Origin of the sequence: Sinorhizobium sp. BJ1 (genome assembly GCF_002531555.1) — a bacterium.
GTDB classification, from domain to species: domain Bacteria; phylum Pseudomonadota; class Alphaproteobacteria; order Rhizobiales; family Rhizobiaceae; genus Sinorhizobium; species Sinorhizobium fredii_B.
On the sequence record NZ_NWTH01000013.1, the window covers coordinates 94,413 to 109,305 of the forward strand.

Here is a 14,893-nt window from a genome sequence, read left to right on the forward strand (position 1 = left end):
CATTTGGGGGACAAATGGCTAACGCACCGCTTGGAGGAGAGACCTTCGATTACATCGTCGTCGGAGGCGGAACGTCTGGGTGTGTCGTCACCAATCTATTGAGCGAGGCGGGCCTCAAAGTCTGCCTTCTCGAAGCGGGTCCAAAGGACATCAATCCGATGATCCATATTCCCGCCGGCTATATCAGGAACATCTACAGCAAGAGACTCACCTGGAACTTCATGTCCGAGCCGAACCCGGGCACGAATAACAGGACCTTCTCCCTGCCACAAGGACGAGTGCTTGGAGGGTCGAGTTCAATCAACGGTCTTAATTATGTCCGCGGTCAGGCCGTGGACTACGACAACTGGGCCGCCGAAGGAAATCCTGGGTGGAGCTACAATGAAATCCTGCCCTACTTCAAAAGATCGGAGCGTCGTATCGGCAATGCTGATGAACGTATCGAGGACGTGACGGCGAGCTACCGATCACCGATCTGGATTGGCACCATCCCGTCAGCAATGCCCTAATCGATGCCGCTGTCGAATTGGGGATTCCTCGCAATCCCGACTATAATGGCCCTAGCCAAGACGGCGCGGGATATTTTCAGCGGACGATCTACAAAGGCTTCAGGCACAGCTCCGCCCGGGCCTTCCTTCGTAAGGCAATGAAGCGCGGCAATGTGGACGTCCGCACGAATAGCCAGGCCACGTCCATAATCTTCGAAGGCACAAAGGCCGTCGGCGTCGCATATATCACGGGAGGACCAGGCGGAGCTCGAGGCGAACTGCGTGCGACTCGAGAGGTCATCCTCACCGCAGGCGCGCTCAATACTCCCAAGCTTCTCCAACTGTCGGGGATCGGACCAGCGGACGTTCTGCGGCGCGCGGGCGTCAAGGTTTTCCATGAGCTCTGGGGCGTAGGCAACAACCTTCGCGACCACTACGCCGTTCGCATGGTTGCCCGTGTAAAAGGGTCAACGACCATCAACGATTTGGCCCAAGGCCCTGCCCTGCTTGGCCAGGTCGCCCGCTGGGTTTTTGGGAAACCGAGCATACTTGCAGTCAGCCCTTCACTGGTTCACATTTTCTGAAATCCGATCCTTCGTTGCCGAGGCCTGACCTTGAGTTCGCGTGCGCGCCGGCAAGTTTCCGAGAGGGCGTGGTCGGGTTGCTCGACACGCATCCCGGCCTGACACTCGGCGTCTGGCAGGAGCGTCCGGAGAGTCTCGGCTTCGCCCATATCAAATCGTCGAACGTCTTCGAGCCTCCTGCGATTCAGCCCAACTATCTCACGCACGAGACGGATCAAAAGGCACTGGTGGGCGGTATGCGGCTGGCGCGGCAGTTGTTTCGGACCAACGCTCTCAGCAGATACATGGATGCCGAGACGTCTCCCACGCCAAATCTCCAGAGCGACGATGAGCTCCTCGACTTCGCGCGCCAGAAGGGGACGACGGTCTACCACATGATCGGCACCACCCGGATGGGGCCGCGCTCCGCCACGGGGACCGTGGTCGACTCACAGCTGCGGGTACATGGGCTTTCCGCCCTTCGCGTTGCAGATGCGTCGATCATGCCTTCAATGCCGTCCGCCAACACCAACGCCTCGACGCTTATGATTGCGGCGAAGGCGGCTGACCTCATCCTGGGACGGGACGCCGCGCCTCTCGAAACCCGGGAGGAACATGCTGCATGAGGAACGTCCTAGGATCATCAACGAAGTCGATGCGCGTCGTTGAGGTGCTGGACGACGCAACGTCCGCCTACGCGATTTCAGCCCAGACGTGCTTCGAAAACTTCCATGGTACGGCCAATCGACTGGCGGGGCTCCTGGTCGTTTTTGCCATCGCGAAGTCCCGTCATGTGCTCGACGTCGAGGTCCACGCCGCGGCAGCCGGCCTCATAAAGGCGGGAAATGAGGAGTTCCGCGCACTCCGGTCCACGCCTCGCAGCCAGCATTTTCACGGCCATCTCGCAAACGCAGGCAAGCTCCTGCGGGTCGCAATAGAGGAACTAAACCGGACGCTGGCGGGCTCCGCATCCGCGCGCGATCCGCTCGCGCCTCTACAGGCGGCGTGGTCGGAACTAAGAAGCGCGTCGAAATGCCTGCCGGGGTTTGAGGTGGTGGACTTCCAGCACTCGTGTTGCGCGCTTCATAACACCGTTATCAGTTGAATAGGGATCGGGAGGAGACCTTGTCTGACTACTCAATATGGATGCTTGAGTTCGCGTGGGTGCCGGACGCGCCTACCAGCTCTCTCGTCTACGGTCGACACAACGTGGGGAACGAAAAGCTTCCGTACTGCTACACCCTTCTGAAGGGTCACGGGAAGACGATTCTGTTGGACTGCGGCGTGAACTACGCCTCCCACGGGCGCGAATTCATGGAGCGCTTCAACGTTCAGAACTGGTTCTCGCCCAAGGAAGTCCTCGCCGAGGTCGGCTGTACTCCCGAGGAGATCGACCACGTGATCCTGACGCATGCGCATTTCGACCACATGGGTGGTTTGGAACTTTTCCCCAACGCGACCTTCCACATCCAGCAGGAAGAGCTCGCGGCATGGGTTTCGATGATGGCGCTCGACATGATCTACGCAGTTCAACTCACCCGAGAGGGACGAATGCGCGGCATTGACGGTAATGTCGACAACATTTTCCCCGGGATCGACGTCAGGATCGCTCGTGACACCCATACCGCCGGGTCGCAATATGTCGTCATCCGTAACGACGGCAAATCTACCAGCGACGACGTCTTCGTCTACACAGGCGACTTACTCTATCGTCATGACAATATGCACGGTGGCATCGCCGGTGACCCGATGTATCTCCCGGTCGGCCTCGCCTTTGGCAGTCAAACGAAGCTCATCTTTGCGACCCATGAGATCATGAAGTGCGCCGACTTCGACATGCGTCGAGTTCTCACGCCACATGAGCCCGCGATGACCAACGTGTATCCAAGCCGCACGACCAAGAACGGACACTACTTGATCGAGGTGACCCTTGCCGAGGGGCAGCAATCATACGTCTAACGCTCCCAAGGCGTGGTCGGGCGGGATGGCATTCGTGTGTAGCCGTCCCGCCCGACTAATTCCTAGCCGCGCTGCCGGCCTGGAGCCGAGTCACCGCAGTGGGGGAATCCCGAAAACTGTTGGGACAGTTGTTTTGTTGGCGTCCTGAACGGGCGCGGCTTCCAGTAGAAATCGTCGCTTTAGATGTCGTCAACCTGCTTCACGCGTGATGCGTTTACCCGACCGAACCCATTGGCGCCCTCGACGCTTGTGCGAGCGGTGAGATCGACGCCATCGGCTCTTTCCTCGACGAAGTCGTCGTGGTTGTAGAAAGCCGAGAAATCATGGTCGCGCCGGGCGATCTTATTGAGGTGTTCGGCAGATGCTTGATCTGTCATGTGGCAACCCCTTGCGATTGAGGAGCGGTTGAGCTCCAGTCCCAGTCTGAGATTGAATAAGTTGGAGTCCCCGCGCGGTAGTTTGGGGGAGCGGCTAGTCACTTACCGACAGCGCCTCACAAGGAGGCACGCCTTTGGCGCACCTCCTTGACTTGCATCACGCGGGGATGCCGCCGAGGCAGACGTATTTCATGGACAGGAAATCGTCCATGCCGTACTTCGAGCCCTCGCGGCCGAAGCCCGACTGCTTCACTCCTCCAAACGGAGCCACTTCGGTGGAGATGAGGCCCGTGTTCACGCCGACCATGCCGTATTCAAGTGCCTCGGTGACCTTCCAGACGTTGCGAAGGTCGTTCGCATAGAAATATGCGGCAAGGCCAAACTCCGTATCATTGGCGAGCTCGATGACTTCATCGACGCTCTCGAAATTGAAGACCGGCGCAAGCGGCGCGAAGGTTTCCTCGCGAGCGACCTTCATGTCCTTTGTCGCTCCAGACAGAAGCGTCGGCTGGACAAAGGTCCCGCCGTTCTCATGTCTTTTGCCGCCGACGACGACGGATGCTCCGCGGTTAACCGCGTCCTCGATATGGTTGTAGAGCTTCGTCACTGCCTCGTCATTGATCAACGGACCGATCGTCGCTCCATCTTCAAAACCGTCTGAGACTTTAAGAGCTGCTACGCGGCTGGCCAGCTTCTTCACGAACTTGTCGTAGATGCCGCTCTGGACATACAGGCGATTAGCGCAGACGCATGTCTGCCCGGCGTTCCGGAACTTGGACAGCATCGCTCCCTCCACCGCTTCGTCGAGGTCCGCGTCGTCGAAGACGATGAAGGGAGCGTTACCGCCGAGTTCGAGACTCAGCTTCATGATCTTCTGTGCGCCCTGTGCTATCAGGATCCGCCCGACTTCCGTGGAACCGGTGAACGTCAGCTTTTTGACGATAGGGTTCGAGCACACTTCCTCCCCGAACATCCGGGCGTTTCTTGTAGGGATGACGCTGAATAGACCGGATGGAACTCCAGCGCGTTCGGCGAGGATTGCGAGCGCGAGAGCCGAAAGCGGGGTCTCTGCGGCAGGCTTGAAGACGATCGCGCATCCGGAGGCGAGAGCCGGCGCGACCTTGCGGGCGACCATCGCGGATGGGAAGTTCCACGGCGCAATAGCGGCGACGACACCGACGGGCTGCTTGACGACGAGAAGACGCTTGTCGGCATGGTGGCCCGGAATTGTGTCACCGTAGACACGCTTCGCCTCTTCACCGAACCATTCGATGTAAGATGCGCCGTAAGCCACCTCACCGCGAGCTTCGGCAAGCGGTTTGCCCATTTCGGACGTCAGGATTACGGCGAGGTCTTCAGCGTTCTCCACGACGAGATCATAAAATTTCCGCATGATCGCGGCCCGCTCCTTCCCGGAGCGGGCTGCCCACTTTTTCTGTGCCCCCTTCGCGACGTCAATGGCAACGCGCACATCGTCCAGACCGGCGCTAGGAAGCGATGCAAGGATGTCGAGAGTGGAGGGATTCTGCACCTCGATCCGTTCGCCGCCTGCTCCCTCCCGCTGCCAGACGCCTCCCGCGAGCATTTCTTCACGTACGAGAGAAGGATCCTTTAGACGGTTGAGAAGAGTGTTGGAGACAGCCATCAGTGTTCCTTTCGAATGCCTACCTGTAGTTTCAGATCTGATTTCGTATGTGGGGCGATCGGGCGTAGATCGCGACCATCGGCACGATCAGCAGGCCGACGACCGCCTGCTGCGCAGGGAAACTGAGGCCGAGGCCCACAAGAAGCGACGTCAACACGGTAAGCACGAGGACGCCGAGAACGGTGGCGCCGTAACCGCCTGCCCCACCAAGCAGCGACGTTCCACCAATTACGACCGCAGCCACGGTCGTGAACAGGTACGGATCCCCGACCCCGACGAACCCGCCGCCCGAAAAGCCGAGAAGCAGCATGCCTGTGATCGCCGACATCGCGCCGCTGACGCTATGGATCACCGTCCAAACCTTGAACTCGGAGATTCCGAGGCGCGCGGCAGCAGTCCGACTTCCCCCGATGGCGTAGATGCTACGCCCGAACCAGGTATTGTGCATGAGCCAGCCCAGCGCGATGGCGACGACAGCCCAGATGATGATGACCGGGGGGATCGGCAGGCCGAAAAATTTCCCGTTGAACGCTGAGATGTTGCGCAGCCATTCGGGGACGGGGGCGAATACTGTCCCACCGAATTGCGAACCCAGCGACGTGTAGATCTGTACCGCCCCGACCGCGGCGAAGCCCACCCCGAGCGACATGATCAGTGCCTGGCCCTGGAGTTTGAAACTCAGGGCGCCATTGGTGGCGCCGACAAGGGCGCCCAGCAACAGCACCAGAACCATGGCTACGGGAGCCGGGAGCCCTGCCACCATTAGGCTTGGCAAAAGAATGTTGGCCCCCCCGATGATGTACGGGATGGAAAGATCCAGTGCTCCCACCAGAGCGCATAGCGTTTGTCCGATCGACGCGAGCCCGAGGAAGGCGGCAAGTAGAAGGATCGAACGCGCGTTCTGCGACGATACGAAGCCCGGAACTAGGAGTGCACCTAGCACGAGCAGGCATGCGAGCAATCCGAAACCGATCGAGATGCCTTTGTAGGTACGCAGCGGGTTCGACCGCATCGTCACGCCGGTATCAGTCTTCATGACCGTGGAAACCATTTTCGTTGTCCTCTCAAGCGGCGGCTCGCCGGCTGATCACGAAGACGTTGACGAGCAACGATCCGACCAGGATTAGGCCGAATGCCATCTGCGTGACGAAGCCCGACACGGTGCCGAAGTTGAAGGTGGAAAGCAGATAGGAAATCAGGAACATGTTGATGGCACCGAGCGTTGAACCCAATGCTCCACCACGCCCACCGGACAGGCTCGCGCCACCAAGTACCAGCGCCGTAACGGCCTGAAGCGTATAGGTACTCCCCTGAGTCGGATCGCCCGAAGAAATCAGCGCTGTGTAGCTCAGAGCGGCAAGCCCGGTGAAGGCGCCCCCGACGACATGAGCGATGATGCGGACCGTGTCGACGGGCACCCCGCTCGTGTACGCCATCCGTTCATCCGAACCGGTCATGCGAAGATTGCGATAGAACATCGTGCGCCGGAGACCAGCCCAAATGACGTATGCCGTCAGGAGCAGAAAGAGGACGGGGGAGAAAACACTCGTGCCGGCACCCCAACTCAACATCCAGTCCGGAGCGACACCCCCCGGCCGTGACATTACCATCAGGTTGATGCCGGAGAGCACGAGGAAGCCGGAGAGCGTAACGATGATTGGCACGACCCGGACGTAGATGATCACCAGAGCCTGTATAAGCTGGAAAGCTGCTCCAAGTCCGATCGCCCACCCGATGACCGCAACGGGATTGGTGACGCCGTTGCCGACGAGCCAAGTGATCAGGGTAACATTGATGAAACCCATCAGGGGTCCGACCGAGAGGTCGACGGCTCCCCTGCCCGCCATCACGATAGGCGTTATGGCAAGCGCCGTGAGGATGAGTGGCGTGGCGACGAGGATCGCGCCGGCGATGCCGTTCATTGTGAAGAGGCCATGGCCGCGTGTCGCGACCGCGGCCAGGAGCACGATGAACAGACCGGCCGGTACGAAAAGTGAGCGGTCTCGCGCGAGCTGTCGAATTGCGTTGCTGGGCATCATGCGGTCCTTTCCAGGTCGAACTCGACGGACGTGTTTCGGGACTGTCCGAACATTGCTGCGAGAATGGGCTCTTCGGCGATGTCACCACCAGAGAGCGACCGGAAGAGCCTTCCGGCAAAGAAGACGTCAACGCGATCGGCGAAGCCGATAAACTCCTCGATCTCACTCGACAGATAAATCACGCTGCCGCCCTTATCGGCAAAGATGCGAAGTTCACGGTAGAGGTCCCGCTTGGTCCCGAGATCAACCCCGCGCGCGGGATCGTTGAGGACGATGACCTGCGGATCGTTTGCGAAGGCTCGGCCGATCAGCACTTTCTGCTGGTTTCCTCCGGATAGCGACGTGATCTTGTTCGACGGGCTGCCAATCTTGATGCGCAATCGGTCGACCTCTCGCTTGAACATCGGCTTGAGCGAGGGCTTCCGGATCACCCCGAGCGGCCCCAGATTCTTGCGGTAGACCCCAATCGCTAGGTTTTCGAAGATGCTCTGCTGCGGAAAGATGCCTTCCCGCTTCCGGTCTCCGGAAACATAGGAGATCCCAGCCCTCGCCGCTTCGTCGAGTGTGCCCACCGAAGTCATTTTTCCCGTGTCGGCGGAGCGGACCTGAACGTCGCCTCCGAACGGCTGGGCAATCCCTGCGACGGCGCGAACAAAGGCATCCTGACCTTGTCCGTCGAGACCCGCCACGCCAACGATGGCTCCCTGAGGGAGATCGAAATCGAAAGCTGCCGCTGTCCTGTGGGTTGCGAGGTTCCGCGCTGTCAGGATCGCACCCGCGCCGTCGCGGCCCTTCGAGGCGTAGTCCTTTGCCTCGCTCGCACGACGGTCAGAAGGGGTCATCATCGCCAGCAGGTTTGCTTCCGTAATCTCGTGCTTCTCGAGCACACCGACGGTCACGCCGTCACGGAGGATTGTGGCTCGGTCGGCGATGCGCACGAGCTCCGCGATCCGATGCGTGACAATCAGGATTGTCGCGCCGCTGGCCCGCATACGGTCGATTTCCTCGTGAAGACGGATCGTAGAGTCGAGGTCCAGTGCCGCGGAGGACTCATCAAGGATGAGAACCTTCGGGCTGCGCAGGATTGCACGAGCGATGACGATCCACTGCTTGATACTGAGAGGCAGGCACCCGACGACTTCATTGAGATCAACCGGCTTGCCGACGAGACGCGCGAGGATTGTCTCAGCTTCACGCCAGCGATCGCCGGTGTTGCCCTCGGAGCGAAAAATGCCGTCCCGCCCGACGAACAGGTTGTCGAAAACGCTGGCTTCCTCCGCGACCAGCACTTCCTGGAAGATGGTGGCCAGCCCGACGCGTTTTGCGTCAACTGGGGAAGTGATCTGCTCGCCAAGGATGGTTACCTTGCCGGCGTCGGGGTGCAGCACGCCTGACATGATCTTTGCCATCGTGCTCTTGCCGCTACCGTTTTCGCCGACAATCGCGTGCACTTCTCCGGCATGGGCTTCGAAGTCACATTTCCTGAGCGCCTTTGTCTCGCCAAACGACTTGGCGACGTCGACCATCCTGATAGTGATTTCATTTTCCATTGCAGAACCTCCGGCCGCCCTGTCCGCCAGAGCAGCTTATCCGCATCGTCAGGAGTTCCGCCTGGCGACTGACATCGCCAGGCGGAATAAGGCTTACTTGACGGGCTTCCAGGGGTCGGCTGGACGCTCGAAGTATTGATCGGCGACAGCAGCCGGGAACCAGTCATCGGCCTTCGGCTCTACGAAATCCGTCGAATTGAGATCGCAGTCCTCGGGGATCGCCGCACGCACGTCTTCGATCGTGTACGGCAGAACCGGACGAAGGAAGGTCTGGACCTTGGGCCCCTGCCCTTCGAGCGTGCGGAGCATGATCTCCCACATCTGCTGCATCTCGCGACGAGGCGGCCAGATATGGAAGCTGGCGTCCACCCAGTCAGGGTTCTTCCGCCAGTAGCACGCCGCGGACGCCTCGCCACCGAGTGTAATCGGAACCATCGGACGGCCTGACTGAAGCATCGCGTTCAGCACGCCGTTTTCCTGAGCGCCCTGCGTAAGGATCCCGTCGATCTGGGCAGGGTTGGTCGCTAGGAACTTCTGGACTTCCACTTGTGCGACCTGGTCGGTCCACTTGCCAGCCACTTCGCCGACAACCGTGATATCCGGATACTTGGCAAGTGCTTCCTTCGCTCCCTTGTCGAAGCTGTCGGAAGACGCGAAGCCAGGGATACCCGAAACGAGAAGGACATTGCCCTTCCCATTTATCTTCTTAGCCAGCCATTCGGCCATTTGTGCGCCGCCCTGAGCGTGATTTGCGGCTCCGTTGATCGCATACGGCGACGTCACGTAACCTGAGAACGAGAAGACTGGAACGCCATGATTGTAAGCATACTCAATCGTCTGATTCAGCGCCGTGACGTTGGAGCAGCAGATGATGATGGCGTCGACGCCGTCGTCCACCATTTGACGCATCTGCTGAATCTGGACTGCATCCTTGAGGTCGGACTGCGTGACCACGACATCCGAAACCAGGCCCGCTTCCTTGGAACGGGGAAGGAGGTCATTCATGACCGCGTCAAGGGCGGCAGCGCGCCAGGTGTTCCCGGCATAGCTGCTAGCATAGCCGATTTTCCACGGCGGTCCCTTTTTAGGCTTGAAATCCTTGTAGACGCTGGCCCCGAGTGGAATCTGCGGATCGACGATCTTGTAGATTTCCTGCTCGGAAGCCGGCAGTTGGTCGACGCCATCGGCGTGGGCGACCGTGGTGAGGACGCCGATCGCAGTCAGCGTCCTCAAGGTGCATTTTAACATTTCCATCATATCGAACCTCCTCCCAGGGGTGTGTTTGTCAGGCAACTTTGGTGCGCGTTTCGGATGTCTGCTGAATTTCCTCCAGGATCGGCAGCAGGTACTTGCGAAACTCGGTGTAATCTTCGGTCACCGGAAAATGTCCGAGTTTTTCCATCGTCCAGAACTTGCTGCCCTTGACGAGGTCGGCGGCGATCTTGGTATCGGCCGGCGAAGTGTTCGGGTCGTACTCACCCGTGAGGAAGTACAGCATGCACTTCGACGTATCGATCTTGCTTGCCTCTTCAGGCGTAACGTTGTGATCGTAGTAGTAGTAATAGAGGTCGCCGGCGAAGATGCCCGGACCGCCGCAGCTGTATTCCCACTGAATTTCGCGAACGTTCGCTTCTGGCGAGTAGGGCGAGATGTTCAGCATCATAGCCGCGCCGATCGAAGTACGGTTGACGTTGGGATTGTCGAACTCTCGGCGGATGCCGGCCATGCCGACCTCAACATATTCGGCTGCGGAACGCAGCGCGCCTTCGACCGAAATGGTCGCCCGGAAATTGTCCGGATAGTTCGATGCCAGGTCGATAGCCAAGTGGCCGCCCATGGAGCTTCCCATATAGACGGGACGGTCGAGGCCGAGAGCCTTCGAAAGCACAAGCTGGAAGTCCATCATGAACTTCTTCGTCATATTGTATTCCGTCTCCCACCAGCGGACGCCGTAGGGTGGAAGCGACTTGCCGTGGTACGGCAGATCGAAGGCGATGACGCGGAAGTTCTTCGTAACTTCCTCGTCGCAGAGCAGGTGACGATATTGGCGGCCGTCGGAGCCTGCCGTGTGGCCGACAAGCAGCGGAATGCCCTGACCGGCTTCCTCGTAGTAGACGCGATATTCAATGCCGTCGATCGTCAGGTAGATGTATCGGCCGGTGATCGGATCGTGCTTGATCATGCTGCTGCTCCTTCCGTGCGTGCGTTGCGCATCAGCGTCGTCATGCGGTTGAGAGCTGGCAGATACGCGAAGGTCTCGTTGGTGTTGCTGAGGTGGAGGCCGTGCTTGACGCTTGACGATTGCAGGCACTGATAGAACGGAAGCGGTTTGTGCTGCAGCAGTGCCTCCCACTGTTCGCCCGTTCCGCGAATGACGATCTTGCACTTGTCGTCGTCGTAACTGGCCTCTTCAACGTTCGCCAATTTGCCGTCTTCGAAGTGCAGAGCGACAGAACGTTCGGGAAAATCCAGTTTAATGATGCCGGTGAGATACCGGGTTTCGCGCTTGAATTCGAAGTCCTCACGCGCGAGCTGGGTGAACTTCTCGAGATTGATAGCCAATTTCGGCTCCTCCCTTGTTGATCAGCGCGGGCAATTCCGCGCTTCGGTTGCTGCCGCCACTCCCCGTGACGACGGGTTAGATGCCCATTTCGTTGAAGACTTCTTGGGCGTGGCGGAAACTGTCGATGCCAGCAGGAACGCCCACATAGACCGCCACTTGCAGTAAGATTTCCTGGATCTCCTCTTTTGTGACGCCGTTGTTGATCGCGCCGCGCACGTGCCCCCTGAGTTCGTGGGGACGATTGAGGACCGAAATCATCCCGAGGTTAAGAATAGACCGAGAGCGCCTATCGAGGCCTGGTCGGTTCCAGATCTTGTCCCAGCAATACTCCGTCACGAGTTGCTGCATCGGCCAGGTGAAGTCGGTCGCCTTCCCAAGAGCGGCGTCGACATATTCATCACCCATGACTTCACGACGCGTTGTGAGCCCATTGGCGAATTGCTCGGACGGCACAGGCTGATCCCTACCGTTGATCTTGACTGTCGCTGCTTCCAATACGGTCATGCAACAAAACTCCCTACATTTTTCATTCGGGTATTATTGACAGATTAGCAGACAATCTGTCAATCTATTTCTGTAGGTTCAGGGCTTGGATCCCGTGAACCGCAACGGCGCTTACGCGTGGTCCGTCACGTACTGGATTATGCGGGTGTGATCCTCCGCAGGACCGAGCTCCCTCTGCGCCGCGTCCCAGGCATCGGCGGTGCTTGCGAGAGCCTCTAAGCGCAGGCCGAGCGTCTTAGCGAGATCGGCAGCAATTCGGATGTCCTTCGCCATGAGTCCCAGCGCGAAACCGGAGCCGAATGTTTCGGACAGGATGAACTGCTTCATCTTTACCTCCGTCGCATTGTTCTTGCCCGAGGAGGAGTTCAGAATGTCCACAATGGTGTCAGGCTCTAAGCCGAATGAACGGCCGAGAACCACGGCCTCAATTGCGGCGAGTACGCCAGCGCCAGAAACGAAGTTGTTAATTGCCTTCATCGCATGGCCCGATCCGACTGGACCAGTTTTAAAAACCTGCGAGCCTATCGCCTTGAGCAGAGGCTCCGCATCTTCGATGTCGGTTTCGGCACCGCCCGCCATGATAGTCAGGGTCCCCGACACGGCACGCTTGACGCCGCCGGACACCGGAGCGTCCACTAGCCTGAGTCCCCGTGCGACGAGCTCGACCCAGAGCTCACGAGTGTCGTTCGGAGCAGAAGAACTCATGTCAATGACGAGAGCGTTTCGCTTCAGGCCGCCGCAGGCGTTGCCGGTCAGGAGTGCATCGCGGACGATGTTGCCGTTGGGCAACATCGTAATGACGTAATCGGCGCCTTTCATAGCGTCCGGCATCGTCTCGGCGGCGTGACCGCCCGCTTCTGCAAGGATCTGTCGCGCGTCTTTCGAGAGATCAAATCCGAATACTTGGAAACCTGCCGAGATTAAGTGTTGGGCCATGGGCTGACCCATCGCGCCGAGGCCGATGAAAGCCACGCGCGTTGTGTTGACTGTCGCTGACAATTCTTCCTCCAAGTTCATGCAGGCATCAAAACGCCTGCTCGTCTTTCAGATGGAGTAAACGGATTATCAGACAATCTGTCAATCGGAAAATTCAAGATTCGTTGACGGCGTTCTTCCTCAGATACTCAAGCGCCACCTTGGCGGCTTGGTCGATGTGGTGTTTGCAGGCAGCCGCAGCCAGGGGGCCATTGCGATTCTTGATGGCCTCTGCGATTTCCTTGATTTCAGCGATACTGTGAGTAAGGCGACCCGGCTGTGTCATCGAGGTCATGCGCAACAGGTTGATTCGATTGTGGAGAGAGGTTAGCAACTGCCTGACGAAAACGTTTTTGCTGCCGTCCATCAGACAATTATAAAAAGCATTCTTGGCGTCAATCAACCGGCTTCCAACTCCGCTTTCAGCGGCGGCCTCGAACTCGACTACCGCCGCCTGAAGCGTCGCGATGTCCTGAGCCGTACCGTTTTCTGCAAATTGCTGCCCGGCGAATCCTTCGAGAAGAGCGCGCACCGTATACAATTGCGCAGCTTCCTCATACGTGATCGTGCTCACGACCGGCCCCTTGTGAGGAAAACTAGTAATGATCCCTTCGGCCTCTAACTGACGCAGGGCCTCGCGAACTGAGGTCCTTCCGACGCCGAGCATTTCGCAGAGCTCGCGCTCCACAAGCCGCTGCCCGGGTTTAAACCGGCCTTTAGCGATGGCCTGCCGCAGGGTCTCTTCGACTTTTACGCGCAAGGTCGCACTCTGTTTCGCAATCTGTAGATCTGACTCCATCACCATCACCAAAAAGGGACCGCACCCCGCACCACCACTTGCATACCACACATACATATGGCGGTTTTTGTTGAAGATATCAATGTGGATTGTCTGATAGCTGATAATCGGCCAACACGCTTGCGCTGATATTGTCCTCGCCGAGCAGGCTCTCATTGCTCCTGATCGTGAAATTGGTTGCCGGACCCCAGCCGTCCCGGCCGGCGCCACTAGTGAAAATTTCGGCTCTTGATCTTTAGCGTATCGATATGAAGATCCGATGTGAACAGATCCGTTGCCCGAACACCGCTCAATCGCCAGTGGGTGATTCTCCGCCAGGCTGATTGGGGCGGCGGCTGTCTGCATAGCAAGCCGCTGAGGGCTTCGCGGGCGCTCCATTCACCGGGCGTTGAGCACCGTGATTGACTGATCATGCCAGCTCGGGTTAAGAACTTCACCGAAAAAGGTATTACCTCATACCTCAAATCCAGGAGGAGTTCATGACTTCGGTTGCGCTGTTCGGGGCTGGTGGAAAAATGGGATGCCGCCTGACGAAGAATCTCAAGGGCTCTCGGTTCGATGTTCGCCACGTCGAAGTGAGCGCTGACGGCAAGGCTCGCCTTGAGAGAGAGCTTGGCATCGGCACCGTTGATGTCGATCAGGCACTTGACCGCGTCGACGTGGTGATATTGGCCGTCCCGGACACGGCAATAGGCAAAGTGGCCTCGAGCATTGAGGCGAAACTCCGGCCGGGCACGATGGTGATCGCGCTCGACGCCGCGGCTCCGGCGGCCGGACACCTGCCGGATCGTCCGGACCTCACGTACTTCGTCACCCATCCATGCCATCCTCCGATTTTCAACGACGAGACGGACCCGCACGCGAAGCGCGATTTCTTCGGAGGGGTGGCGGCCAAGCAGCACATAGTCTCCGCGCTGATGCAAGGCCCCGAAGAGCACTATGCTCTTGGGGAAGAGGTGGCCAAAGTGATCTGGGCACCTGTCATGCGATCGCACCGGGTCACGGTTGAACAAATCGCCTTGCTCGAACCCGGCCTGTCCGAAACGGTCTGCGCCTCGCTCCTTGTCGTCATGCGCCAGGCCATGGACGAATGCGTCGCGCGGGGAGTCCCGAAGGAAGCGGCTCGGGATTTCCTGCTCGGCCACCTGAACGTGCTAGGCGCGGTGATTTTCGAGGAAACGCCTGGCGTCTTCTCAGACGCGTGCAACAAGGCGATCGAATTTGGCATCCCTGCTCTGATGAAGGACGACTGGAAGAAAGTATTCGAGCCCAAGCAAATCGCGGACAGCATCCGGCGCATCACCTGACGACTCCTTTTTGTTCGAAATTGGCGCCGCAGGATCTATGGACGGACCATGGACAGTAAGCGCCAGCCCAAGATTCCAGTCGCCGCAGATGAAATCGTCTCGGAGGCAATTGCGTTCAGCAAGG

At 58.8% G+C, this 14,893-nt stretch carries 14 protein-coding genes and 1 pseudogene; 4 read left to right on the forward strand and 11 right to left on the reverse strand.

The genetic code is table 11. The features are described from left to right. Positions 1 to 14: 14 nt before the first annotated feature. The 3 genes and pseudogenes from CO676_RS18175 (at position 15) to CO676_RS18185 (ending at position 3,010) form a co-directional block, all read left to right on the forward strand. Positions 15 to 1,677 (forward strand): annotated as a pseudogene (locus CO676_RS18175) (GMC family oxidoreductase N-terminal domain-containing protein). After that, complete coding sequence (locus CO676_RS18180) at positions 1,674 to 2,156, forward strand: hypothetical protein (RefSeq protein WP_046120377.1); 483 nt, start codon at positions 1,674 to 1,676, stop codon at positions 2,154 to 2,156. The pseudogene CO676_RS18175 and the gene CO676_RS18180 overlap by 4 nt, the downstream one beginning before the upstream one ends. Positions 2,157 to 2,176: 20 nt before the next feature. Beyond that, the gene (locus CO676_RS18185; RefSeq protein WP_234706830.1) at positions 2,177 to 3,010 is read left to right on the forward strand and encodes an N-acyl homoserine lactonase family protein; all 834 of its coding nucleotides are present in this window, start codon (positions 2,177 to 2,179) and stop codon (positions 3,008 to 3,010) included. Between the two features lie 179 nt (positions 3,011 to 3,189). Here the strand turns inward: CO676_RS18185 and CO676_RS18190 are convergent, their stop codons facing one another. The 11 genes from CO676_RS18190 to CO676_RS18240 form a co-directional block, all read right to left on the reverse strand. Continuing rightward, positions 3,190 to 3,387, reverse strand: a complete 198-nt coding sequence (locus CO676_RS18190) for a hypothetical protein (RefSeq protein WP_046120375.1) — start codon at positions 3,385 to 3,387, stop codon at positions 3,190 to 3,192. Between the two features lie 157 nt (positions 3,388 to 3,544). Continuing rightward, complete coding sequence (locus CO676_RS18195) at positions 3,545 to 5,032, reverse strand: NAD-dependent succinate-semialdehyde dehydrogenase (RefSeq protein WP_097522128.1); 1,488 nt, start codon at positions 5,030 to 5,032, stop codon at positions 3,545 to 3,547. A gap of 31 nt (positions 5,033 to 5,063) precedes the next feature. Beyond that, on the reverse strand, positions 5,064 to 6,083 hold the full coding sequence (locus tag CO676_RS18200) for a sugar ABC transporter permease (protein WP_046120373.1): 1,020 nt from the start codon (positions 6,081 to 6,083) through the stop codon (positions 5,064 to 5,066). A gap of 13 nt (positions 6,084 to 6,096) precedes the next feature. After that, positions 6,097 to 7,071: an ABC transporter permease gene (locus tag CO676_RS18205; RefSeq protein WP_046120372.1), complete on the reverse strand. Its 975-nt coding sequence runs from the start codon at positions 7,069 to 7,071 to the stop codon at positions 6,097 to 6,099. Then, positions 7,068 to 8,621 (reverse strand): sugar ABC transporter ATP-binding protein, encoded by a 1,554-nt coding sequence (locus CO676_RS18210; protein ID WP_097522129.1) that lies wholly within the window; start codon positions 8,619 to 8,621, stop codon positions 7,068 to 7,070. The genes CO676_RS18205 and CO676_RS18210 overlap by 4 nt, the downstream gene beginning before the upstream one ends. Positions 8,622 to 8,714: 93 nt before the next feature. Further along, positions 8,715 to 9,875, reverse strand: coding sequence for an ABC transporter substrate-binding protein (locus CO676_RS18215; protein ID WP_234706833.1), 1,161 nt, complete (start codon positions 9,873 to 9,875; stop codon positions 8,715 to 8,717). Between the two features lie 31 nt (positions 9,876 to 9,906). Continuing rightward, the gene (locus CO676_RS18220) at positions 9,907 to 10,803 is read right to left on the reverse strand and encodes an alpha/beta hydrolase (protein ID WP_046120369.1); all 897 of its coding nucleotides are present in this window, start codon (positions 10,801 to 10,803) and stop codon (positions 9,907 to 9,909) included. Then, the gene (locus CO676_RS18225; protein ID WP_046120368.1) at positions 10,800 to 11,183 is read right to left on the reverse strand and encodes a hypothetical protein; all 384 of its coding nucleotides are present in this window, start codon (positions 11,181 to 11,183) and stop codon (positions 10,800 to 10,802) included. The genes CO676_RS18220 and CO676_RS18225 overlap by 4 nt, the downstream gene beginning before the upstream one ends. Before the next feature lie 76 nt (positions 11,184 to 11,259). Further along, positions 11,260 to 11,688: a carboxymuconolactone decarboxylase family protein gene (locus CO676_RS18230; protein ID WP_179875539.1), complete on the reverse strand. Its 429-nt coding sequence runs from the start codon at positions 11,686 to 11,688 to the stop codon at positions 11,260 to 11,262. A 111-nt stretch (positions 11,689 to 11,799) separates the two neighbouring features. After that, positions 11,800 to 12,705, reverse strand: a complete 906-nt coding sequence (locus CO676_RS18235; protein WP_179875540.1) for an NAD(P)-dependent oxidoreductase — start codon at positions 12,703 to 12,705, stop codon at positions 11,800 to 11,802. Between the two features lie 73 nt (positions 12,706 to 12,778). Further along, positions 12,779 to 13,465 (reverse strand): GntR family transcriptional regulator, encoded by a 687-nt coding sequence (locus CO676_RS18240; protein ID WP_046120394.1) that lies wholly within the window; start codon positions 13,463 to 13,465, stop codon positions 12,779 to 12,781. A 476-nt stretch (positions 13,466 to 13,941) separates the two neighbouring features. Here CO676_RS18240 and CO676_RS18245 point away from each other — a divergent pair, with 476 nt between their 5' ends. Then, positions 13,942 to 14,769, forward strand: a complete 828-nt coding sequence (locus CO676_RS18245; protein ID WP_046120367.1) for a phosphogluconate dehydrogenase C-terminal domain-containing protein — start codon at positions 13,942 to 13,944, stop codon at positions 14,767 to 14,769. Positions 14,770 to 14,893 lie beyond the last annotated feature (124 nt).